The 26,481-nt window shown below is 66.9% G+C and carries 29 protein-coding genes, 2 tRNA genes and 1 pseudogene; 20 read left to right on the top strand and 12 right to left on the bottom strand.

All coding sequences use genetic code 11. The features are described from left to right. The first annotated feature begins 13 nt into the window (after positions 1-13). Genes QZ258_RS06220 through QZ258_RS06200 form a run of 5 tightly spaced genes read left to right on the top strand, consistent with a single transcriptional unit; the run spans position 14 to position 5,955 of the window. On the top strand, positions 14-1,558 hold the full coding sequence (locus QZ258_RS06220; protein WP_294179821.1) for an ABC transporter ATP-binding protein: 1,545 nt from the start codon (positions 14-16) through the stop codon (positions 1,556-1,558). After that, the gene (locus QZ258_RS06215; RefSeq protein ID WP_294179820.1) at positions 1,555-2,895 is read left to right on the top strand and encodes an amidohydrolase family protein; all 1,341 of its coding nucleotides are present in this window, start codon (positions 1,555-1,557) and stop codon (positions 2,893-2,895) included. Before QZ258_RS06220 ends, QZ258_RS06215 begins: the two co-directional genes overlap by 4 nt. Continuing rightward, complete coding sequence (locus tag QZ258_RS06210) at positions 2,895-3,689, top strand: DeoR/GlpR family DNA-binding transcription regulator (RefSeq protein ID WP_294179819.1); 795 nt, start codon at positions 2,895-2,897, stop codon at positions 3,687-3,689. Before QZ258_RS06215 ends, QZ258_RS06210 begins: the two co-directional genes overlap by 1 nt. After that, on the top strand, positions 3,686-4,486 hold the full coding sequence (locus tag QZ258_RS06205) for a BtpA/SgcQ family protein (protein WP_294179818.1): 801 nt from the start codon (positions 3,686-3,688) through the stop codon (positions 4,484-4,486). The genes QZ258_RS06210 and QZ258_RS06205 overlap by 4 nt, the downstream gene beginning before the upstream one ends. Beyond that, complete coding sequence (locus QZ258_RS06200) at positions 4,483-5,955, top strand: FGGY family carbohydrate kinase (RefSeq protein WP_294179817.1); 1,473 nt, start codon at positions 4,483-4,485, stop codon at positions 5,953-5,955. Before QZ258_RS06205 ends, QZ258_RS06200 begins: the two co-directional genes overlap by 4 nt. A 34-nt stretch (positions 5,956-5,989) precedes the next feature. On the opposite strand, the gene clpX is transcribed toward QZ258_RS06200, so the two are convergent. Then, the gene (clpX, locus tag QZ258_RS06195) at positions 5,990-7,267 is read right to left on the bottom strand and encodes an ATP-dependent Clp protease ATP-binding subunit ClpX (RefSeq protein ID WP_294179816.1); all 1,278 of its coding nucleotides are present in this window, start codon (positions 7,265-7,267) and stop codon (positions 5,990-5,992) included. 130 nt (positions 7,268-7,397) lie between these two features. Between clpX and QZ258_RS06190 the strand changes: the two genes are divergently transcribed. The 3 genes from QZ258_RS06190 (at position 7,398) to QZ258_RS06180 (ending at position 9,409) form a co-directional block, all read left to right on the top strand. Beyond that, positions 7,398-8,018: a hypothetical protein gene (locus QZ258_RS06190; RefSeq protein ID WP_294179815.1), complete on the top strand. Its 621-nt coding sequence runs from the start codon at positions 7,398-7,400 to the stop codon at positions 8,016-8,018. Between the two features lie 93 nt (positions 8,019-8,111). After that, positions 8,112-8,816 (top strand): YcnI family protein, encoded by a 705-nt coding sequence (locus QZ258_RS06185; RefSeq protein ID WP_294179814.1) that lies wholly within the window; start codon positions 8,112-8,114, stop codon positions 8,814-8,816. Beyond that, entirely contained in the window at positions 8,813-9,409 is a 597-nt protein-coding gene (locus QZ258_RS06180) for a copper resistance CopC family protein (RefSeq protein WP_294179813.1), read from the top strand. The genes QZ258_RS06185 and QZ258_RS06180 overlap by 4 nt, the downstream gene beginning before the upstream one ends. A gap of 207 nt (positions 9,410-9,616) precedes the next feature. Here the strand turns inward: QZ258_RS06180 and QZ258_RS06175 are convergent, their stop codons facing one another. The 3 genes from QZ258_RS06175 to QZ258_RS06165 form a co-directional block, all read right to left on the bottom strand. After that, positions 9,617-10,285 (bottom strand): ATP-dependent Clp protease proteolytic subunit, encoded by a 669-nt coding sequence (locus tag QZ258_RS06175; protein WP_294179812.1) that lies wholly within the window; start codon positions 10,283-10,285, stop codon positions 9,617-9,619. 33 nt (positions 10,286-10,318) lie between these two features. Then, the gene (locus QZ258_RS06170; protein ID WP_294179811.1) at positions 10,319-10,909 is read right to left on the bottom strand and encodes an ATP-dependent Clp protease proteolytic subunit; all 591 of its coding nucleotides are present in this window, start codon (positions 10,907-10,909) and stop codon (positions 10,319-10,321) included. 166 nt (positions 10,910-11,075) lie between these two features. After that, the gene (locus tag QZ258_RS06165) at positions 11,076-11,651 is read right to left on the bottom strand and encodes a TetR/AcrR family transcriptional regulator (protein ID WP_294179810.1); all 576 of its coding nucleotides are present in this window, start codon (positions 11,649-11,651) and stop codon (positions 11,076-11,078) included. Between the two features lie 80 nt (positions 11,652-11,731). Between QZ258_RS06165 and QZ258_RS06160 the strand changes: the two genes are divergently transcribed. Beyond that, positions 11,732-12,526 (top strand): SDR family oxidoreductase, encoded by a 795-nt coding sequence (locus QZ258_RS06160; RefSeq protein ID WP_294179809.1) that lies wholly within the window; start codon positions 11,732-11,734, stop codon positions 12,524-12,526. An 18-nt stretch (positions 12,527-12,544) separates the two neighbouring features. Here QZ258_RS06160 and QZ258_RS06155 read toward each other — a convergent pair whose 3' ends face one another. The 3 genes from QZ258_RS06155 to QZ258_RS06145 all read right to left on the bottom strand — a co-directional run bounded on the left by QZ258_RS06155 (position 12,545) and on the right by QZ258_RS06145 (position 14,580). Further along, positions 12,545-13,063 carry a DUF1697 domain-containing protein gene (locus QZ258_RS06155; RefSeq protein WP_294179808.1) on the bottom strand — a complete coding sequence of 173 codons (519 nt, stop codon included), beginning with the start codon at positions 13,061-13,063 and terminating at the stop codon, positions 12,545-12,547. A gap of 33 nt (positions 13,064-13,096) precedes the next feature. Beyond that, a complete protein-coding gene (gene tig / locus QZ258_RS06150) occupies positions 13,097-14,467 on the bottom strand; it encodes a trigger factor (RefSeq protein ID WP_294179807.1) in 1,371 nt (456 codons plus the stop codon). Between the two features lie 38 nt (positions 14,468-14,505). Beyond that, positions 14,506-14,580: transfer RNA gene (locus QZ258_RS06145), tRNA-Pro, on the bottom strand. Between the two features lie 210 nt (positions 14,581-14,790). On the opposite strand from QZ258_RS06145, the gene QZ258_RS06140 reads away from it, so the two are divergent. From QZ258_RS06140 to QZ258_RS06125, 4 genes are all read left to right on the top strand, one after another. Continuing rightward, on the top strand, positions 14,791-16,836 hold the full coding sequence (locus tag QZ258_RS06140; protein ID WP_294179806.1) for an acyltransferase family protein: 2,046 nt from the start codon (positions 14,791-14,793) through the stop codon (positions 16,834-16,836). 62 nt (positions 16,837-16,898) lie between these two features. After that, a complete protein-coding gene (locus tag QZ258_RS06135; protein WP_294179805.1) occupies positions 16,899-17,267 on the top strand; it encodes a nuclear transport factor 2 family protein in 369 nt (122 codons plus the stop codon). A gap of 55 nt (positions 17,268-17,322) precedes the next feature. After that, positions 17,323-17,396 (top strand) — tRNA-Gly (locus QZ258_RS06130). A 198-nt stretch (positions 17,397-17,594) separates the two neighbouring features. After that, positions 17,595-18,506: a hypothetical protein gene (locus tag QZ258_RS06125; RefSeq protein WP_294179804.1), complete on the top strand. Its 912-nt coding sequence runs from the start codon at positions 17,595-17,597 to the stop codon at positions 18,504-18,506. Here QZ258_RS06125 and QZ258_RS06120 read toward each other — a convergent pair. Continuing rightward, positions 18,492-19,058 carry a hypothetical protein gene (locus tag QZ258_RS06120; protein ID WP_294179803.1) on the bottom strand — a complete coding sequence of 189 codons (567 nt, stop codon included), beginning with the start codon at positions 19,056-19,058 and terminating at the stop codon, positions 18,492-18,494. The genes QZ258_RS06125 and QZ258_RS06120 overlap by 15 nt on opposite strands. A 37-nt stretch (positions 19,059-19,095) precedes the next feature. Then, positions 19,096-19,317 (bottom strand): helix-turn-helix domain-containing protein, encoded by a 222-nt coding sequence (locus QZ258_RS06115; RefSeq protein ID WP_294179802.1) that lies wholly within the window; start codon positions 19,315-19,317, stop codon positions 19,096-19,098. 58 nt (positions 19,318-19,375) lie between these two features. Between QZ258_RS06115 and QZ258_RS06110 the strand changes: the two genes are divergently transcribed. Genes QZ258_RS06110 through QZ258_RS06100 form a run of 3 tightly spaced genes read left to right on the top strand, consistent with a single transcriptional unit; the run spans position 19,376 to position 20,670 of the window. Beyond that, positions 19,376-19,987 (top strand): uracil-DNA glycosylase, encoded by a 612-nt coding sequence (locus QZ258_RS06110; RefSeq protein ID WP_294179801.1) that lies wholly within the window; start codon positions 19,376-19,378, stop codon positions 19,985-19,987. Between the two features lie 48 nt (positions 19,988-20,035). Next, positions 20,036-20,407 carry a tyrosine-type recombinase/integrase gene (locus tag QZ258_RS06105; RefSeq protein WP_294179800.1) on the top strand — a complete coding sequence of 124 codons (372 nt, stop codon included), beginning with the start codon at positions 20,036-20,038 and terminating at the stop codon, positions 20,405-20,407. Between the two features lie 2 nt (positions 20,408-20,409). Beyond that, positions 20,410-20,670, top strand: a complete 261-nt coding sequence (locus QZ258_RS06100; RefSeq protein ID WP_294179799.1) for a hypothetical protein — start codon at positions 20,410-20,412, stop codon at positions 20,668-20,670. A gap of 10 nt (positions 20,671-20,680) precedes the next feature. Here the strand turns inward: QZ258_RS06100 and QZ258_RS06095 are convergent, their stop codons facing one another. Next, positions 20,681-21,889, bottom strand: a complete 1,209-nt coding sequence (locus QZ258_RS06095) for a DUF4062 domain-containing protein (RefSeq protein ID WP_294179798.1) — start codon at positions 21,887-21,889, stop codon at positions 20,681-20,683. Between the two features lie 498 nt (positions 21,890-22,387). Between QZ258_RS06095 and QZ258_RS06090 the strand changes: the two genes are divergently transcribed. The 4 genes and pseudogenes from QZ258_RS06090 to QZ258_RS06075 all read left to right on the top strand — a co-directional run bounded on the left by QZ258_RS06090 (position 22,388) and on the right by QZ258_RS06075 (position 25,272). Next, positions 22,388-24,208, top strand: coding sequence for a hypothetical protein (locus QZ258_RS06090; RefSeq protein WP_294179797.1), 1,821 nt, complete (start codon positions 22,388-22,390; stop codon positions 24,206-24,208). 107 nt (positions 24,209-24,315) lie between these two features. Beyond that, positions 24,316-24,516, top strand: coding sequence for a hypothetical protein (locus tag QZ258_RS06085; RefSeq protein WP_294179796.1), 201 nt, complete (start codon positions 24,316-24,318; stop codon positions 24,514-24,516). A gap of 91 nt (positions 24,517-24,607) precedes the next feature. After that, positions 24,608-24,907, top strand: a pseudogene (locus QZ258_RS06080) (SMR family transporter); the annotation flags it as partial. A gap of 86 nt (positions 24,908-24,993) precedes the next feature. Then, complete coding sequence (locus tag QZ258_RS06075; protein ID WP_294179795.1) at positions 24,994-25,272, top strand: hypothetical protein; 279 nt, start codon at positions 24,994-24,996, stop codon at positions 25,270-25,272. A gap of 6 nt (positions 25,273-25,278) precedes the next feature. On the opposite strand, the gene QZ258_RS06070 is transcribed toward QZ258_RS06075, so the two are convergent. Continuing rightward, positions 25,279-25,833, bottom strand: a complete 555-nt coding sequence (locus tag QZ258_RS06070; protein WP_294179794.1) for a hypothetical protein — start codon at positions 25,831-25,833, stop codon at positions 25,279-25,281. 7 nt (positions 25,834-25,840) lie between these two features. After that, a complete protein-coding gene (locus QZ258_RS06065; protein ID WP_294179793.1) occupies positions 25,841-26,458 on the bottom strand; it encodes a hypothetical protein in 618 nt (205 codons plus the stop codon). Between the last annotated feature and the right edge of the window lie 23 nt (positions 26,459-26,481).

Raw genomic sequence — 26,481 nt, 5'->3', positions numbered from 1 at the left:
AGAAAGAGATCCCATGACTCCGACTTCGGGCGAGACGCCCCGACTTGAGATCCGCGGCCTGCGGAAGTACTTCGCAGCCTCCGGTGTGCTCGCCGTCGACGACGTCTCGCTCGAGGTCGGAGCAGGGGAAGTCGTCGCGCTAATCGGTGAGAACGGCACCGGCAAGACGACGCTGATGAACCTGTTGTTCGGCGTTCACCAGCCCGATGCGGGAGAGGTCTTCATCGACGGTGCTCGCGCCGACATCTCCAGCCAGCAGGACGCCATCTCGCACGGCCTCGGGATGGTTCACCAGCACTTCGAGCTCGTGCCCTCGTTCACGGTCGCCCAGAACGTGCTGCTCGGCCGCGAGCCGTCGCGCCGCGGCTTCTACGACGATGCGGCCGCCGAGCGCCAGGTCGCCGCGCTCATCGCCGACTCCAACCTCGATCTCGATCCGCACCGCCGCGTCGCCGACCTGCCGGTCGGAGCGCAGCAGCGCGTGGAGATCCTCAAGGCTCTGGCCGCGGATGCGCGGCTTCTCATTCTCGACGAACCGACCGCGGTGCTCACCCCGGCCGAAGCGGATGACCTGGTCGCGATGGTGCGCCGGCTCGCCGCGACCGGTCGCTCGGTCGTCTTCATCTCGCACAAACTGCCCGAAGTCCAGGCCGTCGCCGACCGCATCGTCGTGATGCGACGCGGCCGCGTCGTCGGCGACGTGGCGCGCGGCGGCGCCAGCGACGCGGAGCTCGCCCGCCTCATGGTCGGTCGCGATGTCCTCCTCACCGCCGAGCCCGGCGATGGCACCGCCGGTGACACCCTGCTCGAGGTCGCCGGCGCGATGGCAAGCCCGAGCGCCGACGGCAGCACCGGGCTTGCCGATGTCGGGCTGAGCGTGCGCGCGGGCGAAATCGTCGGCATCGCGGGGGTCAGCGGCAACGGCCAAGACGAACTTGTCGAGGCGGTCGCGGGTCTGCGCCGACTCGAAGCGGGGCGGATCTCAGTCGCCGGAATCGAACTCACCGGCTCCTCCCCCGCGGCAATGCGGGCGGCGGGGGTCGCCCACATCGCGGCCGACCGGATGCACGTCGGGCTCAACCTGCAGGCCACGCTGGAAGAGAACGCCGTCTCGACCTCATTCCGCAGCCGCCGTTTCAGCCGCGCCGGCATCATCCGCCGGCGCGCCCGGCGTCAGTTCGCCGAACAGGTCATCGCCGACTACGAGGTGCGCGGCGCCGCGCCGGCGCGCGTCGTCGAGTCGCTCTCCGGCGGCAACCTGCAGAAGATCGTCGTGGGGCGCGAACTCTCGGGCAACCCGCGCGTCGTGCTCGCGAACCAGCCGACGCGCGGCCTCGACGTCGGCAGCATCGAATTCGTGCACCGGGCGCTCTCCAAGGCACGTTCGGAGGGCAGCGCCGTGCTGCTCGTCTCGGCGGAGCTCGACGAGGTGCTCGCGCTCGCCGACCGCATTGCGGTGATGTACGACGGAAAACTTCTGGGCCCCTTTGATCGATCCGAGATGGATCGCGAGCGCGTCGGACAGCTGATGGCCGGCGGAGTGGAGAAGAACTTGTGACGGAACTGATCGTCGCCGACCTGGTCTACCTCAACGATGACGCGGGAACGGTGCTCGCGCCGGGCGTCATCGAGGTCGTTGACGGCCGCATCCACTCGGTCTCCCCCGTCACCGGCCCGCGTCCGAGCGGCGCGGGCGTCACCGATCTCGGTGCCAGCCTCGTGATGCCGGGACTGGTCAACGCCCACGCGCACACGCCGATGTCGCTGATCCGCGGCGTCGCCGAGGGGCACTCGCTCCTCACCATGGAGGGATTCCTCGCGGTGCTGCGCACCCACGAGGAGCACCTCACGCCCGAACTCGTCCCCGCCTCGGTCGCGGTCTCCTGCGCCGACATGATCCGCCACGGCACCACCTCCTTCGCCGACCAGTACTTCTTCGCCGACCAGATCGCCCCCACCGTGCAACAGTCGGGGCTGCGCGCCCGCATCGGCTGGGGCATCGTCGAACTCGGCGACGACACCGCCCGCGCGCGTGAGCTCGCCGCGGCCGCCGCCTTCGCCGAGAGCATGCAGGGCGGGACGCGCGTGCAGGGCTGGGTGGGGCCGCACGCCTACTTCGTCGACAACACCCCCGAGGCGATGGAGGCGGAGCTGGCTCTCGCGAAACGCCTGGGCACCGGCCTCCACGTGCACTTCTCGACCTCGAGCGAGGAAGACGACTGGTGCGCCGCCGAGTACGGCAAGCCCGCGCTCGAGGTGCTCCGGGAGACCGGCATGCTCGACGTGCCCACCATCCTCGCGCACTGCAACACGGTGCCCGTCGAGCAGCTGCCGCTGCTGGCCGGAACGCGCGCCGCGCTCACGGTCATCCCGTCCGTCGCGATGATGAGCGGCGTGCCCGCCGCGCCGGTGCGCGACGCACTCGACGCCGGCGTGCTCGTGGCGCTCGGCAGCGACAACGTGTGCAACAACACGAACACCGACCTGTTCGAAGAGATGCGGATCCTCGGCAAGCTCGCCGCGTTCGCCTCCCGCACCCCGAACCACGTCACCCCGCGTGAGATCCTCGGCATCGCGACCCGCGGCGGTCAGCGCGCGATCGACGGCGGCGCCGACGACGGCCAGCTCGTCGCCGGCGCGGTGGCCGACCTGATCGCGATCCCGCTCTCCGAGGTGTCGCGCGGGCCGATCGGAGCCCAGTCGCTCGAGGCTGCGATCGTCTACGGAACCTCCGGGGCGTCGGTGAGCCACTCGATGGTCGACGGCCACTGGCTCATGACAGAACGTCAGGTGCGTACACTCGACGTCGCCGAGGCCCTCTCGCAGCAGCAGCGGGACTTCGACACACTGGTGTCGCGGATGCGTGCGGCTTCCGCCGAGGAGAAGAAGGCCTGATGGACGTCGCAGAACGTCGCACGCTCATCGAAGAGCGCGTGATCAAGACCGGCGAGGTGTCGTTCGGTGAACTCGCCGAAGCGTTCGACGTCTCCGAGATGACGGTGCGCCGCGACATCGAGGCCCTGCAGGCGCAAGGCGTCGTGCGCCGCGTCTCGGGCGGCGCGATCTCGATCACCGGCACCGCCTTCGAGCCGAGTTACGGGCTGCGCGCGGGCCAGGCCGCCGCGAGCAAAGACCACATCGGCGAACAGATCGCCGCCCTGCTGAACCCAGGCGAGACGGTCGTCCTCGACAGCGGAAGCACGGTGGCCTCGGTCGCCCGCGCGATCCGCGGACGCGACCTCGGACTCACGGTGGTGACGCCGAGCATCGCCGTCGCCACCACGCTCGCCGACGAGCCGAACACCCGCGTGATCCTCACCGGAGGCACCGTGCGTCCGGGCGAGCTGAGTCTCATCGGCACGGAAACCGAACAGGCCTTCGCGCGCTACAACTGCGACACCTTCGTGATCGGCGTCGCGGGCGTCGACGCCGAACGGGGACTCACCGAGTACCACCCCCAGGAGGCGAGCGTGAAACAGGCCGCGCTCGGCGCCTCCCGACGTCTGATCGTCGGCGCCGACTCCGCCAAGCTCGGCCGCGTCCATCTCGTCACGATTTCCCCGCTCTCGGACGTGACGATCCTCGTCACCGACGGCGACGCCTCCCATCCCGTCGTCACCGCCGCGCGCGCGGCCGGAGCCGACGTCGTCCTCGTTCCACCCAGCACCACCTCAGGAGACACTCAGTGAACCGCTTTGCCTCAATCTTCCCGAACGTCGAGAAGCCGCTCATCGCGATGGCGCACGTCCCGGCACTTCCCGGGACCCCGCTCTACGACGAGAAGGCGGGCATCCAGGGCCTCGTCGATCAGGTGCGCAGCGACGTCGCACTGCTTGTCGACGCGGGCTTCGACGCAGTCATGTTCTGCAACGAGAACGACCGCCCCTACGAACTGCACGCGGGCCCCGAATCGGCGGCGGTCATGGCGCGCGTCGTCACCGAGTGCCGACCCACCTCGATCCCGTTCGGCGTCGACTTCCTCTGGGATTCGCGCATCGCCCTCGCCGCCGCCGTCGCCACCGGCGCCAGCTTCATCCGCGAAGTCGTCACGGGCGTCTGGGAGTCCGACATGGGACTGTGGACGACGGATGCGGCCCACACCCTGCGCGAACGCCGCCGGCTCGACGCGCAGGACCTCGCCATCTTCATGAACATCACGCCCGAGTTCGCCTCCCCGATCGGGCGTCGTGATGCCGCGGAGACCGCGCGCTCGACGGTCGTCTCGAGCCTCGCCGACGCGATCCTGGTCTCCGGTCCGATGGCGGGGGCGGGGCCCTCCACGAGCACGCTCAGCGGCGTTCGCGACGCGGTTCCCTCCGATGTTCCGGTGCTGCTCAACACCGGCGCGCGCGCCGACACGATCGGCGAGATGCTGAAGATCGCCGATGGCTGCATCGTCGGTTCCTCGCTCAAGGTCGACGGTCACACCTGGAACCCGGTCGACGCCGATCGCGCGCGCCGCTTCGTGGAGGCGGCCCGGTCGTGAGCGCGATCACGCTCGGCCTCGACATCGGTACGACCGGGGTGAAGGGGATCGCCCTCGACCTCGAGGGCGGACTGCTCGCCCAGGTCACCATGTCGAACGACCTGCACTCGCCCCACGCCGGCTGGGCCGAAGCCGATCCGGCGCAGTGGCTGCAGAACACCCACGCCGTGCTCGCCGCGCTCGCGGCGCATCCGGCCGTCGCCGCGACCCGCATCGTCGGCATCGCCACCACCGGGATGGTTCCCGCGGTCGTGGCTCTCGACGCCAACGGGGCGCCGCTGCGCCGCGCGATCCTGCAGAACGACGGCCGGGCCACCGCGCAGGTGAGCGACGTCGCCGCCGCACTCGCAGACCACGACGTGATCGCCCTCACCGGCTCGCCCGTCACGCAGCAGTCGGTCGGACCCACGGCGCGCTGGCTCGCGCAGCACGAACCCGAGATGTGGGCTGCATGCACGACTCTCGTCGGCTCCTACGATTTCGTCGCCATGGCCCTCGGTGCTCGGCCGCACGTCGAGCGCAACTGGGCCATCGAGTCCGGGTTGTTCACGCTGGACGGTGCCCCGTTCGCCCCCGCGGTCGACAACGCCCAGCTCGGCGCACGGCTCGCGCCCGTCGCCTCCCCCGGTGAGATTGTCGGCGAGTTGAGCGCGGCCGTGGCCGGGCTCACCGGGCTCGCCGCGGGCATCCCGATCGTCGTCGGCGGCGCCGACCACGTGCTGTCCGCCGTCGGCGCGGGCCTGTCCCGTCCGGGCGACTGGCTCGTCAAACTCGGCGGGGCGGGCGACATCCTCGCCGTCAGCACCGAGCCGGTCACCGACGCGCGCTTCTACCTCGACGACCACCCCGTCGACGGCTTGTGGCTGCCCAATGGATGCATGGCGACCAGCGGGAGCCTGGTGCGGTGGGTGCAAGGCATCCTGCGCGAGACCGATCTGACCGCGCTCGACGTGGAGGCGGGCCAACGCGGTGCCGCCGAAGTGCTCTGCCTGCCTTACTTCCTCGGCGAGAAGTCGCCGCTTAATGACCCGGAGCTCCGCGGCGTGTTCGCCGGGATGCACCTCGGTCACGATCGCGTCGACCTCTACCGGGCGGCGCTGGAAGGCATCGCGTTCGGATTCCGGCACAATGCCGAGGTGCTCGCCGACCGCGGGATCGTGCTGGCGGAAGCCACCGTGACCAACGGCGGCGCCACCTCGCTCTTCTGGAAGCGCATTCACGCGAGCGTGCTCGGCACCCCGCTGCGCACCGTCCAACAGCATCCGGGCGCGTCGCTCGCGGCCGCGGTGGCCGCGGCGATCGGCGTCGGCGCCCTCACGGACTGGTCCGAGATCGAGCGTTTCGTGATCCCGGGCGAAACCGTCGACCCCGAACCCGCACTCGTGGAGCGCTACGACGAGGCCTACGCCTTGTGGCGCGAGCTGTCGGATGTCACCACGACGACGATGCGCGCGCTCGCACGACGGTAGCCGGCCGCAGCGCGACCGGGCGCGGAGCGGAGCGCTACGCCGACTTCTCGGCGCGCCGAGGCGCGTGCGGCACGATCGTGGGCGCCGCGTTGTCCATCACGGCGTCGCGCGTCACGACGACGCGGGCGACCTCTTCGCTCGACGGCACCTCGAACATGATCGGGCCGAGCACCTCTTCGAGGATCGCGCGCAGCCCGCGCGCACCGGTCTGACGCAACACCGCCAAATCGGCGATCGCTTCGAGGGCCTCGCGCTCGAACTCCAGCTCGACGTCGTCGAGCTCGAACATGCGCTGGTACTGCTTCACGAGCGCGTTCTTCGGTTCGGTGAGGATCTGCATCAGCGCGTGCTGGTCGAGCGGCGACACCGTGGTGACCACGGGTAGACGCCCGATGAACTCGGGGATCAGCCCGAACTTGTGCAGGTCTTCGGGAAGTACCTCGCTGAAGATCTCGGCCTCGTCGCGCTTGGAGTGCAACGGAGCGCCGAAACCGATCCCGCGGCGGCCGACGCGCGCCGAAATGATCTCCTCGAGACCGGCGAACGCTCCCGCCACGATGAACAACACATTCGTCGTGTCGATCTGGATGAACTCCTGGTGCGGATGCTTGCGCCCGCCCTGGGGCGGGACCGACGCGGTCGTGCCTTCGAGAATCTTCAGCAGCGCCTGCTGCACGCCCTCGCCCGACACATCGCGCGTGATCGAGGGGTTCTCCGCCTTGCGGGCGATCTTGTCGACCTCGTCGATGTAGATGATTCCGGTCTCGGCGCGCTTGACGTCGTAGTCGGCGGCCTGGATGAGCTTCAGCAGGATGTTCTCAACGTCTTCACCGACGTAGCCCGCCTCGGTGAGCGCCGTGGCATCCGCCACCGCGAACGGAACATTCAGCCGCTTCGCGAGCGTCTGCGCGAGGTAGGTCTTCCCGCATCCGGTCGGGCCAATCAGCAGGATGTTGCTCTTCTGAATGTCGATGTCGTCGATCAGCGTGTCGGCCGCGGCGATCGTCGACCGGGCACGAATGCGCTTGTAGTGGTTGTAGACCGCGACGCTGAGGGCACGCTTGGCGGGCTCCTGCCCGATGACGTACTCCTCGAGGAACGAGAAGATCTCTTTCGGCTTCGGCAGGTCGAACTCGCTCGTCGACTCTTCGCCGGCTTCGGCAAGACGTTCTTCGATGATCTCGTTGCAGAGCTCGACGCACTCGTCGCAGATGTAGACGCCCGGTCCCGCAATGAGCTGCTGGACCTGCTTCTGGCTTTTTCCGCAGAAGGAGCACTTGAGCAGGTCGGCACTCTCGCCGATGCGCGCCATCTTGACTCCTCCCAATGAGCGTGTCTCGAGCCTAACCCGATCCTGCGATGCTGGCCTGTCCCACGCCCGTTTTGGGCTCGGCGCGCCGTCATTCGGCGTCATCGTGCGAACTAAGCTGAAGTCGATCGCCATGACGACCACCTCCCTCGACTCGACCGCACGGCAACGCGCCCGCGCGCGCCGCGTCGGGAGCGCCGTGCTGGTGGCGGCCGTCTCGACGCTGATCGCGGCGCTCGCCCACGCCACCGCCGGGGGCGGCTGGCCGAATGCCGTCACCCTCCTCGTCGCCCTGGTGCTGTCAACGTTCCTCTCGACCCCGATCATCGGCGCGCGGGTGCGCGGCTGGCGGATCGCAACGGCCGTAGCGCTCGATCAGCTCGTCTTCCACACCCTCTTCGCCACCATCGGCTCCGCCACGGCTCTTCCGGGCACGCCGCACGCCCACCACGAGCCGCTACTGACCTTCGCGCTCGGCGCCGAGTCGCAGGCCATCGGGCTCGGTATGGGCGCCCACCACGTGATCGCGGCGGTCGCGAGCTTCGCTCTGCTGCGGGGTGGTTGGGCACTGCTCGGCTCGGCGCTGTCCGCCGGCGCCGAATTCTTGGTGCGAGGTTTCCGCACCCTGGTCGCGCTCCCGGCGCTCCCCCGCGCACCCCACGTCACCCCCACGTTCGCGGTCCCGTCGCGGCTAGAGGTCCTGCGCTATCGACTGCAGCGGCGCGGTCCGCCGATCTTCATCTCGCTCGGCTGACGCCGAGCACGCGCCTCCATTTTTGGTTGACCGGCCGTACCCGCCGGTCGCGTGCGCCCTCGCGCACACAGATGAAACGGATCCCTTTTCCACATGACGAACAACACCCTCATCAAGACCGGCATCGCCCTCGGCGCCGGAGCTCTCCTCGCCCTCGCCGGCGCCCTGCCCGCGAGCGCCCACGTCGGCGTGACGGCCAGCACGACCGCCGCAGGCTCGACCGCGCTGCTCTCCTTCAACGTCCCGCACGGCTGTGACGGCTCGCCGACCACCGTGATCTCGATCGAACTGCCGGAGTCGATCATCGCGGCCACACCGACCGTTGTTGCCGGCTGGGACGCCACGAAGGTGACCGTCGAGATGGCGGCGACGAGCGACGCCCACGGCAACGAGGTGGCCGAGCGCGTGGCACAGGTCGTCTACACCGCAACCGACGGCGGTCTCGCCGACGGATTCCGTCAGCAATTCGACGTGCAGGTGCAGCTGCCCGACCTCGAGGCGGGCACCGCGCTCGAGTTCCCGGTGACGCAGACCTGCGTCGTCGGCGAGACGGTCTGGGACGGCGAGGACACCCCGATGGTGACGCTCAGCGCGGCCGCCGCGGATGCCCACGGGCACGACGACGCCGACAGCGAAGATCACGAGGCCGTCGCGGACGAGGGCGCCGCATCCGACACCGGAACGTCCGGCTCGACCGACGTGCTCGCGCGCGTGCTCGGAATCGGCGGCCTCGTCGTCGGCACCGCGGGCATCGTCGCGGCCGTCGTCGCGCGGCGCGGCGCTCGAACGGGCTCGTGACCCGGTCACTGCGCGCCGGTGCGGTGGTGGCAGCGCTCGCTGCCACCACCGTGCTCGGTCTCGCCTCCCCCGCGTTCGCCCACAACTCGGTCGTGTTCACCAACCCGGCCGAGGGTGCGGTGCTCACCGAACTGCCCGAGAGCTTCGAGATTCGCACGAGTGAGCCGCTGCTCGACCTCGGCGACGAGGGCAACGGGTTTGCGTTCCAGGTGCAGGACGCGGCCGGGCTCTACTACGGCGACGGCTGCACGCGCATCTCGGGGTCGTCGATGTTCACCACGGCCGCGATCGGCGAGGCGGGCGAGTACACGGTCACCTGGCAGCTTGTCTCCGCCGACGGGCATACGGTCAGCGGCAGCTACGCGTTCACGTGGGCGCCGGAGGGCGCATCCGCGTCGGTCGGAAGCCTCACGGCACCCCGCTGCGGGGTGAATGCGGAGCCGGTGGAGGCATCCCCCGACGCGGCGGAGCCGGCGACACCCGCCGTCAGTTCGGACGTGTGGTGGATCCTCGGGGCCGTCGGCGCCATCGTGCTGGCCGCGGTCACCACGCTGCTCCTGACGCGCCGCCGCCCCGAGCGCCCCCCAGTGTGACGCTTTTCCGGAGCTTTCGGATGCCCGCCACCCCCGAAGTGTGACGCTTTTCCGGAGGAAATCAGACAGCGGCGCCCGGATGCCTGTCAAACACTGCACACGCGGGCAACTTCTCCGGAAAAACGACACACTCGCGCGCGGGGAACCCCCACCACGCACGAGTGGCCCCGGACTCAGTCCGGGGCCACCTGCGTCGTGCGCGTCGCGCTACTTGACGAGCGCGTTGCCCGTCTTGCGGCTCGTGAGCACCTGGTCGATCAGGCCGTACTCCAGCGCCTCATCGGCCGACAAAATCTTGTCGCGCTCGATGTCGATGTTGACCTGCTCGGCGCTGCGGTTCGAGTGCTTCGACAGCGTCTCCTCGAGCCAGGTGCGCAGACGCAGCACCTCGGCCGCCTGGATCTCGATGTCGGATGCCTGCCCGCGCCCGGCCTCGCCGACGGCGGGCTGGTGAATCAGCACGCGCGCGTTCGGCAGCGCGAGCCGCTTGCCGGGGGTCCCGGCCGCGAGAATCACCGCGGCGGCCGACGCCGCCTGGCCGAGCACCACGGTCTGCACCTGCGGGCGGATGTACTGCATCGTGTCGTAGATCGCAGTCATCGCGGTGAAGGAACCACCGGGTGAGTTGATGTACATGACGATGTCGCGATCCGGGTCCTGGCTCTCGAGCACGAGAAGCTGGGCCATCACGTCATCGGCGGAGGCGTCATCCACCTGCACGCCGAGGAAGATGATGCGGTCCTCGAAGAGCTTGGCGTACGGGTCTTGGCGCTTGAAGCCGTAGGCGGTGCGCTCCTCGAAGCTCGGGAGGATGTAGCGCGAGCCGGGCATCCGCTGGGCCAGGTCGCCGGCCGCGGAGAAGTTCGGGGTTTCCATCTGTGTTTTCGTCCTTCGTCTCGGGCTCGCCGGCTACTTCTCGTCGCGCGTTCCGCCGCCGCCGATGACGTCGGATGCGGATTCGCGAATGTGGTCCACGAAGCCGTACTCGAGCGCCTCCTGGGCGTCGAACCAGCGGTCGCGGTCACCGTCGGCATTGACCTGCTCGACGGTCTTGCCCGTCGCGGCGGCCGTGATCTCGGCCAGGCGCTTCTTCATGTTGAGGATGAGCGCGGCCTGGGTCTGGATGTCGGAGCTGGTTCCGCCGAACCCGCCGTGCGGCTGGTGCAGGAGCACGCGCGCGTTGGGGGTGATGTAGCGCTTGCCCTTGGTGCCGGCGGTCAACAGCAGCTGGCCCATCGACGCGGCCATGCCGATTCCGACGGTGACGATGTCGTTCGGCACGAACTGCATGGTGTCGTAGATCGCCATGCCCGCCGTGATCGATCCACCGGGCGAGTTGATGTAGAGGTAGATGTCCTTCTCGGGGTCTTCGGCCGCGAGCAGAAGGAGCTTCGCCGCGATCTCGTTCGAGTTGTCGTCGCGCACCTCGGATCCGAGCCAGATGATGCGGTCCTTGAGAAGGCGGTCGAAGACGCTCGGCGGGAATGCCGTTTCAGCCATGGAAGGGACTCCTGTTCTGTGGTGTCGGGTTCGAATCTACCGGGGCACCCCCGACCACTTGGGGCATGTTCGCCGTGGGCGTGAGACCACGGCGAAAAGAGGGCACAGCCGCCGCGGGTGTGAGACCACGGCGAAGAGCGGCACAGCCGCCGTGGGCACAACTCGACTACACGAGCCGGGCGATGGTCTCGTCGATTTCGTCGTCGACGGGAGGCCAGGGCAGGAGCGGTTTGTGGATGCGCAGCGAAACGAGCCCGTGAAGCATGGTCCACAGCCGCAGTGCCGTCGCGGTCGCCTGGTCCGGAGTCACCGTCGTCTCGGCGGCGACGAGACGCGCGGCTTCGTCGATGAGACTCCACCGGTCGTGTTCGTGCTCGGGCAGGTCGAGCCGGTCGGCGCTTTCGAAGACGAGCTGATAGGCACCCGGATGCGCGAGCCCCCAGCCCGCGTACGCGCGACCGAGGGCGGCGAGCCGTGCCCGCGGCGGAACGCCTTCAGGCAGCTGCGATCGGATCGCTTTCTCGAGGTCGTCGAGTTGGGCATCGAGCACGGCGGTGGTGAGCGCCTGCGCGGAGTCGAAGTGGAGGTAGACGGCGGCGGGCGAGACGGAGCACGCGCGCGCGACGGCGCGAAGCGAGGGCAGTGCGACGGACTGCGGATCGAGGAGGAGCGCGCTCGCGGCGGCAACGAGCTCGGCTCGAAGCTGGTCGCCCGCGCCGCGGGGGTTCGACTCCCGTGCCATGCGCACCTCCGGTGGACAATTCACTGTACATGTGTAAACCTACACCCTGAACAACCGTTCACCGAAGAGTGAAGGACACCGTGAGCATCGACTACACCGGCACCACCGCCCTCGTCACCGGCGCCAGCTCGGGCTTGGGAGCCGAGTTCGCCCGCCAGCTCGCCGCCCGTGGCGCCGATCTCGTGCTGGTCGCCCGCCGCCGCGACCGCCTCGAATCCGTTGCAGACGAGGTACGCGCAACCGGCCGCACCGTCACCGTGATCGCTGCCGATCTCTCGGCTCCGGATGCCGTGGCCGACCTCGCCGAGGACCTCGCACGGCGAGAGATCCGCATCTCCACCCTCGTCAACAACGCCGGATTCGGCACGCGCAATCACTTCGAGAACGAAGACCCCGCCCGGATCTCCGACGAGGTCACTCTGAACGTTGGCGCCGTCGTCAGCCTGACCCAAGCGTTCTACGACCAATTGCAGTCGAACGATCGGGGCGCGCTGATCAACATCGCGAGCACCGCGGCGTACCAGCCGGTCCCCTTGATGGCGGTCTACGGCGCCACCAAGGCGTTCGTCCTGAGCTTCACCGAGGCACTCTGGTTTGAGAACAAGGATCGCGGGCTCGGCGTTCTCTGCCTCTCCCCCGGCGCGACGGCCACCGAGTTCTTCGACGTCGCCGGGGCGGGCGCGCGGGTCGGCCAGTTCAAGACGTCCCGTGAGGTCGTCGCACTCGCGCTGCGCACCCTCGATCGTCGGAACCCGCCGCCGAGCGTCATCTCCGGTCGCCGCAACACGGTGTCCGCCTGGGCGTCGCGGCTCCTGAGTCGGCGCACCGTCGTCAACACCGTCGGCGCAATGACACGTCGCAACCCGGTGGAGTAGCGTCCCCGCCGCCCACAACTAGCGCAACAGCTTCTCGAGAGTGTTCAGGTTGCGCGTCGTGATCCACGGCTTGAGTCTCGCCGCCGCCTGCGCCTTGCCGAGTCGCGAGTCAATCGTGGATCCCTGCGGCACCGTCCAGTAGACGACACCCTCCCCCGGCGCGGCCCGTTCGACCTCCGGGTCGAGTTCAACGCTCAGCAACTCCTCGCGCGCCTCCGCCCGCACGGCGACGATCGCGTAGTCGTGCCAGCCGCCTCGTCCCCGCTCAAAGGGGTAGGCATCCACGATGCGTCGGACGGCCTCGACCGGCAGCACGTGCACCCACGCCTCGTAGCCGAAGCGGTCCCGCAGGGCCTGTTCGAGTGTCGCGGTGACGGCATCCGCCCCCTCGTCGGTGGAGAACAGCACGTTGCCGCTGGCGAGCACTGTGCGCACGTCGTCGTAGCCGAGACCGGCCACGAGCTCGGACAGGTCCGCCATGCGGATCTTCACTCCGCCGACGTTGACTCCACGAAGAAGGGCGGCAAACCGGGTCATGGACCCAGTCTGCCGCCCCGCTCGGACACTGTCTTAGTGGTTGTGACCCGCGTGCTCGTCCTCGGCACCCGCGTTCGCGGCGGCCAGCAGGTCGGCGGCGTTCGACGCCTCGTCGCCCTCGCCAAGAACCGCGGCGGTGAACGCGGAGACATCCACGGCCTTGCCCTTGGTGTCGACGACCTTGGCCTTGCCGAGCACGACCGCGAGCACCTTGCTGCGCGCGACCTCGCCGACCATGGCCGGGATCTGGCCGTTCTGGTCGAGCACCTGGATGAACTCACCGGGCTCCATGCCGTACTGGCTGGAGGCCTGCACGAGGTAGCGGGTGAGCTCGTCCTGGCTGACCTTGATCTCTTCCTTCTCGGCGATCGAGTCGAGGAGGATCTGGGTGCGGAAGGTCTTCTCGCTCGAGATGGCAACCTCGGCGCGGTGCTCGTCGTCTTCGAGACGGTTCTCGTTCTCGAGGTGGCGAGTCACCTCGTCGTCGATGAGCTGCTGCGGGACCGGGATCTCGACCTTCTCGAGCAGAACGTCGACGATCTTGTCGCGCGCCGCGGCCCCCTGACCGAAGGTGGCCGACTTCTCGAGCTGCTCGCGCAGGTCGGCACGAAGCTCGCCGATGGTGTCGAACTGGCTGGCGATCTGAGCGAACTCATCATCGGCCTCGGGAAGCTCGCGCTCCTTGACGGCGAGGACGGTCACCGCGATCTGCGCCTTCTCGCCGGCGTTGTCGCCGCCGAGCAGCTCCGACTCGAAGGTCGTCTCTTCACCCGCGGTGAGAGTCTCGACGGCGTCATCGATGCCGTCGATCAGTTCACCTGAGCCCAGCTCGTAGCTGATGCCCGAGGCGGTGTCGACCTCGTTGCCACCGATCGTCGCGGTCAGGTCGAGCGAGACGAAGTCGCCCTTCTTGGCCGGACGGTCCACGGTCACGAGCGTGCCGAAACGGGTGCGGAGGTTCTCGAGCTCGTTCTCGACGTCGTCGGGCGAGACGCTGACCGGCTCGACCTCGAGCTTGAGGCCGTCGTACTTCGGCAGCTCGAACTCGGGGCGAACATCGACCTCGACCTCGACGAGCAGGTCGCCGGAGAAGTCCTTCTCGCTCGGCCACTGCGTCACGTCGGCGGAGGGGCGTCCGAGCGGGCGGAGCTTCTCCTCCTGCGCGGCCTCGCGGTAGAGGCGGTCGAGGCCTTCGCTCACCGCGTGGTTGAGCACCTCGGCGCGACCGACGCGCTGGTCGATGATGGGCGGCGGAACCTTGCCCTTGCGGAAACCGGGGATGTTCACCGATTCGGCGATGTGCTTGTAGGCGTGGTCGATGGAGGGCTTGAGTTCCTCGGGCGTCACGGTGATGCTGAGCTTGACGCGCGTGGGGGAAAGCTTCTCGACGGTCGTGCTGACCATAGGTCTGGTATCTCCTGAGGGTGTCTGGATGGGCTTCGTCGGGGCGACAGGATTTGAACCTGCGACCTCCCGCTCCCAAAGCGGGCGCTCTAGCCAAGCTGAGCTACGCCCCGGTTGTCTCGTCGCGCCACCCGCACGTGATGGCGAGCGACACGGCGCCGTAAGTGACGTGCGGGCACGGCTCACCGACGAATGGCCGCGGTAAGTCTAGCCGAGAGTGACTGCGGGTGTTCCTTGCACACTCGCGCGATCCGCGCGGTGGGCGGCGTCGACGCGCGACCCGGTGGCACGTCGAGCCCTTCGCGCCCTTGATAATGGAGCCCATGTCGACTTCTCTTGTGCGCCCCGTTGCGCCCGCGGTGCGCAAGAGCCACGGACTCCTCCCCGAAATTCAGGGTCTGCGTGCGGTCGCGGTCGGCCTCGTCTTCGCCTTTCACCTCTGGCCGGAGCGGATCCCCGGCGGTTTCATCGGCGTGGACATCTTTTTCGTGATTTCGGGATACCTGATCATCGGCCACCTGTTGCGGCAGCTTCGCGACGACGGACGCGTCGACCTCGCCGGGTTCTGGACGCGACGCATCCGGCGCATCCTTCCGTTGGCGCTGGTCGTGTTGTTCGCCACCGCGATCGCCTCGTGGTTCCTCGCGCAGGGCGAGGACCGGATTCAATACTTGGAAGAGATCATCGCGTCGGTGTTCTTCTCGGAGAACTGGCTGCTGGCCTACAACGCCGTCGATTACATCCGGGCCGACTACGACCCTTCGCCGGTGCAGCAATTCTGGTCGCTCGGCGTTGAGGAGCAGTTCTACCTGCTGCTGCCGGTGCTCTTCGCGCTGGTCGTGTTCGCGACTCGACGTCGCCAACAGCTGCGGAGCCGCGCGGTGCTGATTCTGCTCGCCGGGCTTTTCACCGCAAGTCTCATCGCGAGCGTCCTCTTCACGACGACCTCTCCCGAAACCGCGTACTTTGCGACCCCGTTGCGCCTGTGGGAGTTCCTGGCAGGAGGGCTGGCCGCCTTCACGGCAATTCGCATTCCGCGACGCTGGTCGACGCTCGCCGCCACGGCCGGCACCGCTGCGATCATCCTCTCCGCATTCCTGATCAACGAGGAGACCGCGTTCCCCGGATGGGTCGCCCTGGTGCCCGTTGTCGGCACTCTGGCCGTGATCGCGGCAGGGCACGAATCGTGGTTCGGGCGCCTGTCGACCTTCGCCCCCGTGCTGTGGGTGGGCGGGATCTCGTACGGCATCTATTTGTGGCACTGGCCGATCATTCAGTTCACCCCCGGCGAACTCGACCAGATCGGGATCACAACGAAAGCGTTCATCATCGCGGGGACACTCGTCTTGGCGTGGATCACCAAACGAACGATCGAAGATCCGGCACGATTCGCCTCGACCATCGGTTCACTCCGTCTGCGGAAGTCGACCGTGGGGATCGCCGCGATCACCGCGATGTCGCTCGTCGCGGGCACCGCCTGGGCGGGAATCAACACCACGAACCGCGAGCAGGCCGAGCTCCTCGCCTACGTCGAGGCGATAGCGAGCGGCGGTCTGGAGTGCTTCGGCGCCGAGTCCGCCGATCCCGCGCTCGCGTGCCCGAGCACGTGGGACGGCCCCATCCTGCCGCCGCTCCAGGTACTCCGCAGCGACGACTCGAATCGCGCCGAGTGCTGGAGCGGCGACTCGCCGCCGACGGTCAACATCTGCACGCTCGGGCCCGAATCCGGGTACGAACTCCGCGCGCTCGCTCTCGGCGACTCCTACAACGGGGCGCTGGTCGCCGCCTACGAGACGACCGCGGAGCTCAACAACTGGCAAATCGATGTCGCCTCGCGGCGCAGCTGTGGCTGGAGTTCGGCGCCGACGAGCGCATCGCGCAGCGAGGCCTGTTTGACCTGGAACGAGCTGATCGACGAGTACCTCGATGAGGCCGAACCGTACGACGTGATCTTCACCACCGCGGCGGGGCGCTCCGCCTCGGAATCACTCGTCGTCGGATACCAGGAGACGTGGCAGGCGCACGCCTCGTCGGAGACGTTGATCATCGCGATCGCCTCGCCCCCGCGCACGCGCAACGAGTACATCGCGTGCCTCAACGATCACCCCGACTCGATCAACGAGGAGTGCTCTCTCGACCGGTCAGAGGCCTTCTCCGGCATCGATGCGCTTTCGGTTGCCGCCGCATCCACCGACCACGTCGAGGTCTTGGATTTGAACGATCTGATCTGCCCCGGCGACCCGTGCACGCCGGTCGTCGGCAACGCGATCGCGTATCGGAACAGCGGGCATCTGACGCGCACCTTCGTCGAGACGCTGGGGCCGTACCTGGCCGAGCGCGCGGCAGACCTGATCGCCACGCACCGGTAGCGCGGCACGGGCGGGCAGGACTTCGGGTGTTCTTTCCGGGCGCGGCGAGGCATTCTTGAGCCATGGACGAGTCGAGACGCGCCGCGAAGGACTGGGTCGCCGGATATCTGCGGGCCTGGACGTCGAACGACCCCGCCGAGATCGGGGCTCTCTTTGCCGAGAGGGCGGAGTACCGCTTTGATGCGTTCAGTGATCCGGTCGTCGGTCGCGAGGCGATCGTCGCCGAGTGGCTGCGCCGCCAGGACGCCGCCGAGTCGTGGACCTTCGAGCACGAGGTCGTCGCCTGCGAGGGCGATCTCGCGGTGGTCGAAGGCGTGACGCGCTACACCGACGGCCGCGCCTACTCGAACCTGTGGGTTTTCCGACTCGCGGCCGACAAGACCGCCACCTCGTTCACCGAGTGGTGGATGGACCAGTCCAACCCGTCCTGAACGGCGGCGGCGCGCTCCTGCGCTACACTCAATCCCGGCCGTTCCGACGGCCAACGGGGATGTAGCTCAATGGTAGAGCCTCAGTCTTCCAAACTGATTACGCGGGTTCGATTCCCGTCATCCCCTCCACGTAATTGCTGAGAAGTAGGCCCCTCCCGGCTTCGGCCAGATTCGCTTGTGAGAGCGAAGAGACGGCGACAGCCCGAACAACTGCGTACGGATTCGGGGCGGTAGCGCAATGGTCGAACCTCAGTCTTCCGAACTAACTACGCGGGTTCGATTCCCGTCCGCCCCTCCAAGTCAGCCATCGAACCAGATAGGCGAGGCATGTTCCGACACCCGCTAGAGCCGCAGGTTCTGGCCTCTCTCGCCACTGATCATCCGCTCCACGGATACGACCTCAGACAGCTCAGCGACGATCGGCTCGCAGACGCGGCAGCGCGCTCCCTGCTCGTGAGTCATGAGCAACTGGCGGCACACCCCGACTACTCGGTCGCGGCCAATCAGGAGCATGCCAACCTCGCTGGGTCACTCCTTCGCCGGGTCACGCGAATCCTCGTTCAAAGGACGCGGGTTCTGCACCTGAGCGAGACGGGCAGCCCGAACCTAGAAACCCAGGACGAACTGCTGGAAGCGACAACACTCGCATTCATCCACATGGCAGGAGCGTTCGACGCGCTCGCCATCATCAATGGCCTGCTCTGCGGCCAGACGCAATTCAACCGCATGGCGTGGCAGATGACGGACTTCCAGAAGGTCATGCGTGAGCACTCGCCAGTCGCCATGAGTCTTCTCGAACCGAATGCAGCGGGAGGGCGCTACCTCGCAGCAGTCCTCGCATTCCGTAACACCGTGCATCGGAGGATGCCTGACACAGGAACCTTCGGCCAGGCTGACGGCGACCCGGCGCTTCCGCACGCGGTACTAACCCTTGACAAGCAGAGTCACGACGCGATCTTCACGACGTTCGAAAAGGCAGGTTGGACGAGATTCGTCGGCATCGAACTCGTCGGCGAGTATCTGTGGGTTCGTCCCAGCACCTTGGTCGGGCTCCTCCTGAACGACGGAATACCTCTACTCAACGCGGTCGCTGATGTGACGCAAGCCGAGAGTCTCGGTCAACGCCACTACTCCCTAGATCCCGACGCAGGACTCTATCCACGGCAGATGCGCGACTATGCCGTCAGTTATCTCGGGCTCGGCCATCTGCGCGGTTCGAGTGAGTCAGAGAAGCCCTGAGTATCCCGTCGGACGCTGCCACCTTACGGAAGCGCTCTGCCGCTCATCCCCATCGTCGGTCCATTCTGTGTAGAAGTCGACGCCGAAGTGCGCTCCACCTTCGGTCGGGTATCCGCGAAAAGTCTTCATGCCTTCGCCGGCTATCTCGTCCCAGTCCGCTGAGCCCATGAAGGTGAACTCGGACACCGGCGCGTCCAACGTGACGTCTCGCGCCCTGGTCCCTTCGGACACATTCGTGAAGAGCCAAGTCCCGCGCTCCGACTTGTGCGGAGCGACCACCCACCGTGGCTGACGAACAATCTTGGGTCGCCGGGCTTCGAGCGCGTCCGCGACGGACTGGTCTCGTGCCGCAGCAGTTGTGACTCGAAGTCCGGACATCCACCTTCCGACCTTCTTGATTCCACCAACGATTCGTCGGCGCAGCCGAGGAACTGCGGCGACGAGACCGAGCACCACGGCGACGAATAGACCGCTGACTATCCCAGCGCCTAGATTCGTCTGGGCCCAAGCCAGAAAATCATCCCAAGGCGAAGGATCGACTGTCCGGATCACGCTCCGAGACTAGCGAGCCATTCAACGAGGCATCGCCTTAGAACAGATCATGAACTTGGATATCGAATGCGACGGCCAGACGATGCAGATTGTCGACGCTTACGTTGCGGCGTCCGCGCTCGATACCGCTGACATAGGCCGTATGGATGTCCGCGCGCTCGGCGAGTGTCTCTTGCGACCATTGCCGCTCGGCTCGGAGTTCGCGAACACGCGCCCCGAGGTCGTCCCGCCAGGGCGACGGCGGGGCTGATTTCGGCACCGTTCAAACCTGGGCGTGTTGACTCATCGTCTCCATAGACGATGAGTAAGGTCGCGGCGTGGATGCCACCGGACCTCGCTCGCTGCGCGATCCCGAGGCAGTGGCCGAGCGTCGCGCCCTCTGGCAAGGCCCGGCACTCGCCGCGCTGCGCGACTACGTCGGCGATCTGTCGATCCGGGGCAGAGACGCGCCTGCATTCGACCCGACCGACGCGGGTACAGATGCCCGAGTGCTGTTCGTGCTCGAAGCGCCGGGGCCGAAGGCTGCTGCCGGGAAGGGCTCGGGGTTCATCAGCGCCGACAACAACGACCAGACCGCAGCCAACCTCTGGCAGGCGCGCACTGATGCCGGACTACTGGACGACTGCCTGCACGCGAACATCGTCCCCTGGTATCTCGGTGCCGCGTCCGTGAAGCCGACCCCACTGGAGTTGGCTGACGGCGCGGTCCAGCTCCGGTACCTGATCGAGCTGCTCCCCCGGCTCACCGTTGTCGTCCTGTGCGGTGACTACGCACGGCAGGGGTGGCGGCGCTACGTCGCCGGACTGTTCGACGGCCCCGGCCCCGCGGTCATTGAGACACATCACCCGAGCGCGCAGTCGTTGAACTTCGGCTCCCGTCGCGCGGAGTTCGCCGCCGCCGTCAGGCGAGCCGCTGCCCTGTTGGTGTAGACGCCTTCACGCAGCACGCGCGACGCGCTGATCCTGTCGAAGGCGCTCGTGGCCGCCCTGCGGAACGTACCGCTCGCCAACCCGAACGCGGGCGACGCCGATGCGCTGTTCTGGCCCGCCCGCGAGAACGGCTCCCGCCGCCTCGGCTGGACGCGCCCCATCGCCATGAGCGGCTTCCTGAACTACTACCTGCTCCCCGCAGCGCAGGCGGTCGGCGTCGACCACATCCGCAACCACGACACCCGACACACCGCAGCGAGCCTGTGGCTGGCGGCAGGGTTCCAGCCGTTCCAGGTGTCGCGGTGGCTCGGGCACTCGTCCCTCGAACTCGTGGGGCGCGTGTACGGGCACCTGTACGTCAGCGAGTACTCGGCGAAGGTCGAGCGCTTCGAGGCGTTCACCCGCACGGCGGACGCGTGACCATGACGGCCCGAGACGACCTCCGCGGCGTCGCGCTGGCACACCAGGCCGAGATCGAAGACCTCTACCGGCGGATGCTCGCCGCGCTACCCCAGGGTCACTCGGTCACCATGAACGATCTACCGAACCCCGACGTCGTTGCCGTGCTGGGCGAGGTCGAAAGTGCCGCCCGGAACCGCACCGTCGAAGCGATATGGCTCGACGCCTGCTTCACCCGCGGCTTCGGCTACCTCTTCCCGCAGCCCGATGCCGAGGACGGCTGAGCAGACAGCACTACGCGGAGGCATGGCCTTCTGCGCCAAGGATGGCTGCGACCAGTTCAGGCTTGACGCCCTTCCCGTCGAGGCTGTGGTCAAGTGCCAATACCCGGAGCCGGGGCACCGTGAGACTTTCGAGCTCTGTCCTGCGCCGTTCCCGACGCTCATCGGGTGTCGGCTCTCGAAGCGCACGAAGGCGCATGACCTGATCTTGGCCCGCTCCTGTAAGCATCCAGTAGCGGTTCCGGTCGCTCATGGTCCGCTTCTTCTTGCCGTGCGAGATCAAGTCCAGCGCAAACAACTGCACGAGCACATCGTCGACGCTCGCCCCGGATATCTCGCTACGTGACCATTCGAGAATCGCGTCAGGCGTCCGGTCGGGCTGCTCGCGGATGAGTTGTCGTCCAAGGTTCTGCAGCGACTCACGGATTTCGGTCTCCGAGGCTTCGTCCATGAGCGACGGCCCGACTTGTTGAAGAATCTCGTTCCAGTTCGTCTCGTATCCGACTGTCCAGAGATAGTTCTTTCGCTGATAGGAAGGCTTCGCACGGTCCCGGACGTGCTCGCCGGTGATCTCCATCTCAAGGTCGAACGGGTCGTCGCCGGACGCCAAACCCTCGATCTTTGGCAGGGCCTCGGCCTCGCTCTTTTCTGCTGCGGCTTGACGAAGTTCGGCCAGTTCGGCGCGCATCTCGGCGATGCGCGCCTCTGTCTCGGGTGTCATTGCCATGTCTCCACGCACCCAGCCGGGGCGCGGGAAGTCTCGCTGCAACTTGATCAAGCCTCGAGAGACGACGCCGCCAAGCTCTGCGGGCGTCGTGTACTGCTTGACGATCTTCTGCTTGACCTTGGTGCGAAATGCATCGAGCTTCTTGCGCGCCTCTGGGTCGAGTTCCGTGCGACCAGCCGGGATGTCGTCCGGCTTGCCGTGGACAAATCCCATGACGGGGATCCCTTGTTCGACGGCGTAGTCATACTCCATCTCGGTGTATGAGATGCCCTCGGCCGTGGTGCTGCCATAGCGGCCGCCGACGATGACGAGGTAGTAGTCGCTCTGGTCGATGACCTGCTTTATCAAGGTCCACTGGTCCGTGTTGCCCGCCGCGAAGAGTTCCATACCCGCCGGGATCGCGTCCATCTCCAACAAGGCCTCGATGACTTCGCGACGCTCGTCGATGAGGTCGACGAACGTGGAACTGATGAATACCTGATACCGCTGCTCCATCGCGCCAGCATATTGTCGCGCTGTCGAGTTCAGGCAGCCGACGCACTCCGCGGCACTCTCCACTGGAAACACTGGTCGAGTGCAGGTGGGCGCGAGAGGGCGAAGAGAGGGCGACCGCGCTCCGCCGGGGCGATCCGAGGCCGACCGAAGACAACCGCCTGCGAAGCGTCGAATGGCCCAAGAAGCCCCGAAATCACTGGGCGCGGCGGCTCAGCACGGCCGGTGTCGGTCGGCGGCGGCAATCAGCGGTAACAGTTTGAGGAGCGGCTTCCGAACTGATTACGCGGGTTCGATTCCCGTCATCCCCTCCACTGAAAAGTAGGCGCATCCCGGCTCCATCCAAATTCTCCCAAGAGGGCGAAAAGAGGGCCATAGCCCGAACGCGCTTCACGGTCTAATGCACCTCGACGAGAGTCGCGTGAGCGCAGACCAAGAAGCGCACAGTCGAAGGGCGCACGTCAGGTCGCGGAGACTGGACCGCGCCGCTAAGGTTCGCTCATGAAGACAGATGTCGGCGTTCGCACGGCTTCGATCATGGCCACGATTGCAGTGGTCGCAAGCGCGCTCGTTGCATGCGTGCCCGCTGCGCCAAGCCCAACTCCGATCGTCGCACAAGTCAGTGGGAATGGCGCGCAGCCCACAATTGCCGCGCCTGAGCTGACGAAGGAAGCGATCGAAGAGCTTGCCGGAATCGGCCAGGTCACGGACCTCGTGATGGGCGTTCCCGTCGAGATCGCGCTATCCGGAGAAATCCCCCAGGACGGGGTCACGCTCACGCGAACCTACGCCGAGCCGCTGCCTGCCGAGGCAACAGCGACTTTCATCTACTGGGATGCATCTCTCGGCTCGTGGGTGGCGGCGCCTTCTGAGCTAAGCGCGGACCGACGCACGGTGACAACTGTTGTGCACCATCTGTCTTGGTGGAACGATCTCGTCGGCGGAACCAAGGACGCGATCGAGTCGTTCGTTCGTGGAGCCGAATCCGTCGGGGGAACTGTCGGGCAGGTCGGCGCGTTTCTTGGCGGAGCTGCGGATGAGGTGAATGCTTCGATTTCGTCCCTAATCGCAGACGGCGCCGAGGCGCTCCATTACACATTGGGCGACCTGTTGACGACCAGAGTCGAACTCCCCGAGTGCCTCCAATCGACTCCGGATTGGGTACTTGAGACATCCGTCAAGTTTGAACCCAACGATCCAGTTCTGTTCTGTGTTGGCCACGACGCAAACGACTCTAACTTGCTCGTCGTGAAGGCACGCGCGAATCGCGGCTACGGGTTCCCCGTTGTGCTCGAAGTCACATCTCGTTGGGCCTACAATTCCACGTACGAGGGGGGTCTGGACGACGCACTAGAGACTGTCGGATCACTCGATGCGGTCGTCGGGGAGTCGATCACCGACCTCTTCAGCGACGGAATATTTGTCGGCTCGGGCGAGGAAGTGAGCTTCGGCATCGAAGCATCCGCCCTCAGGGACTTCAATGCCGAATATCTGATCGAACTTCCCGCGCCAAGTATCGCGCAATTTGTCGCATCAACGATGGCGTCGGCGCTCGTCGCGTGGGGCACCGACCAGGTTTTGGGATACCTTGCGGCGGTGCTCGCGGTCGCGAACTGTTGGTCCCACGTCCGCGAAATCGATGACGTCGTTTCTGGCGCTCGCGCGACGGCGAACTGTCTTAGTGAGATCGATACGCAAGTTGCACAACAACTTGCGGTTGGGCTCCTCAGGACAGGTCTGAGCGAGAAGGCCGCGGGCCAGCTGGCGGGAAGATTGATCGGTCGCGCATCAATCGCTCTCGCACTGCTGCCAGTCCTTGTCAATTCGTTCGACTATGCCGGCGAGCGGACGCTCCCCGCAGAAGCCCGAGCCCTGAGGATCTCGTACAAGCTACCCGCAGCATGGTCAATCGATGCAGGCGGCGTCGGCCCGATCCGGTTGGGTGCTCCGGGCGACGAGGCTTCAGGGTATTTGTCCAATACGAGCATCAACTACGCGTGCCTCGTCGGCGAGGGGCCCGATGGGGAAACGTTCAATCTCTTCACTGGCGACGGAAGCGGCCCGATCGGGGGCATCGTGGTGGGGGTTTACGGCGATGCTGCCGAGAGTGCGATTCACTTCGATGGCTACGACGTGACCCTCGGGGGCCCAGCAAGTCAGCTCCAAAACCTTCCGGGCATCGTCATTGAATTCGAGAATTCGTCGAATCGCAGCTTCTACAGGGCGACGATCGATGGAACCGAGTACGGCTTCAGCACGGTCGACAATCGGCTGTATGAGATTCAGGTCGGATGGGCATGGGCGTACTGGGAGTGCGTATGACCTGACGTGGCCTCTCGCCCGGTTGCCCCCCCCCGCTCGAGCGGGAGCTGCGGCTCGCGCCCGACCTGCTGCACGCATCCCCCGCCGCCCAGCTGCTGCCGGGGATCGTGCAGTGGGGCATCATCATGTGTGTCGCGATCGTGCCCCTCGCCCTCGGCGCCGGGGCGGTGCGCGAGCTCCCTCTCGGCTGGCAGGTGGTCAATATCTCGTTCGACGCCGGCGCGATCATCTCGCTCGGGATCACGCTGCGGCTGATCCGCACACTCGAGCGCGAACCCGAGTCAGCTGCGCAGGCCCTGCCCAGTTAGCTCCGGCATGCTGGTTCGCGAGCCACAACCCCGGCTCCCGGACGATGGCCAAGTGTCCGGTGCGTGACAAGACTTGCCTCAAGGAGCAGTCGTGTGCGCGTGGATCATCCTCGTCATGTCGGGCGTTCTCGAAGCCGCCTGGGCGACCGCGCTCGGGCGTTCCGAAAACCGTACTAAGGCCACGCCGACGATCGTGTTCGGCGTCACCCTCGTGCTCAGCATGACCGGGCTAGCCCTCGCGATGCGCGAGATCCCCACCGGCAGTGCCTACGCCGTGTGGGTCGGGATCGGGGCGACGCTGACCGTGACCGTCGCGATGGGCACCGGCACCGAACCAATCTCGCTCGTCGAGGTGCTGTTGATTGTGGGACTCGTCGGCTGCGCCGTCGGGCGCGTGTACGAGCACCTGTACGTTAGCGACTACTCGGCGGAGGTCGAGCGCTTCGAGGCGTTCACCCGCACGGCGGAGGCGTGACCATGACGGCCCGGGACAACCTGCACGCCGTGGCGCTGGTCCACCAGGCGGAGATCGAAGACCTCTACCGGCGGATGCTGGCCGACCTGCCCGCGGGCCACTCTGTGATGATGGACGACATACAGAATCCCGACGTCGTCGCCGTGCTGGGCGAGGTCGAAAGCGCCGCCTGGAACCGCACCGTCGAGGCGATCTGGCTCGACACCTGCCTGGCCCGCGGCTTCGGCTACCACTTCCCGCCGCCCGAGCCGCAGCACCCGACCGACCCCGAGGACGGCTGACGGGAGTCAGGGAGTGTGGGTATTCCGCGGATCGTCCACGTCGATCGCGTCGTGTCCAAGTTCGGCGTCCGTCATGCGGCCAGCCTTCACGAACCGACGAACAGCGTGCATCAGTTGGAGGCGGGCGTGACCATGCTCAATCATCGACTGTCTCCATACCTCGTCGTCTGAGGCGACGGACTGCACCAGGAGGGCGCTTGAAGTCCCACTGACGGCCTGAACGAGGAAGGCGATCGGTGCGGGCGCAACGAGGCTCAGTTCCGCCCCCGCGGTCCAGGCCCGTCGCATATGGCCATCAATCCCTACGAGCACCTCCGGCTCGCCGTCGACCTCTTCGCCCTCTGCCCCATCGACCGGGCCGAGCCTGCGCTGCTGCGCCATGTTGAACACCAGCGAAGCGTCGTGCGAGAGAAAGTCCGCGGCCAACTTCGCTACGTAGCGACGTCGCTCCCTTCGGGCTGCAGCGGACTGAATCCAGAAGTTTCCGAGGATCGCCAGCGTTGCACCTACCGCACCTGCGACCAGGGCCGAGGATGCAATCGGGGTGATCCAGTCGGGCATCGGATCGCTACGCGCTTGCCAGGGGCAGCATTACGACTTCGGGGTACTCCGAGTCCACTCGATCACCCGACGCGAAGTGCAGAGTGACCGAGTCAGACGCCACAGTGTACGCAATCAGCTCACCCAAAGGCTCACCGTCGATGCTCTCGAAGTCCCGCCCAAGGTGACGGCGCGCGATGTTGCGCAGAGCCGTCGGCCGCAGGCTGTGCTCGCGCTTCTTGATGCGCCGCGTCGTATCCGGATTGCAGGTCAGGCAGGCCCGGTAGACCTCCAACGCCTCGACCTCCTCGGGTGCGAGCAGGTTGGGCATTTCGTAGGAGTGGGAGACTCCGCGCGGGTCATCGTCGTACCGGGTCCACGCCTCGTCACGGTCCATCTGATGGCGAATCGCGAAGCAGTTGGAGCGGTGGATGACGTACGTGTAGTCGACTTTGTTGGCAACGAGCGTGCGCCCTTCGGCGAGCGCCGCGTCGATCTGCGCCTTCTCCTCTGCGATGAGGTTGGGCAGGTTGGCTCGGAAGTCGGCGGCACGCTCGTCTTCGGACAGCATGGAGGCCGCGTCGGCCTCAGCCCTGCGCCAGTTCTCCCCGTTCTGCCAGGGCAGGTTCTTGACCAGGTTGCCCACTGTCCGTCCTTCCTCGTGTCCCG

The organism is uncultured Schumannella sp. (assembly GCF_905479755.1).
Taxonomy (GTDB): Bacteria; Actinomycetota; Actinomycetes; order Actinomycetales; family Microbacteriaceae; genus DCRR01.
This window is presented reverse-complemented; position numbering and strand designations above follow the sequence as displayed.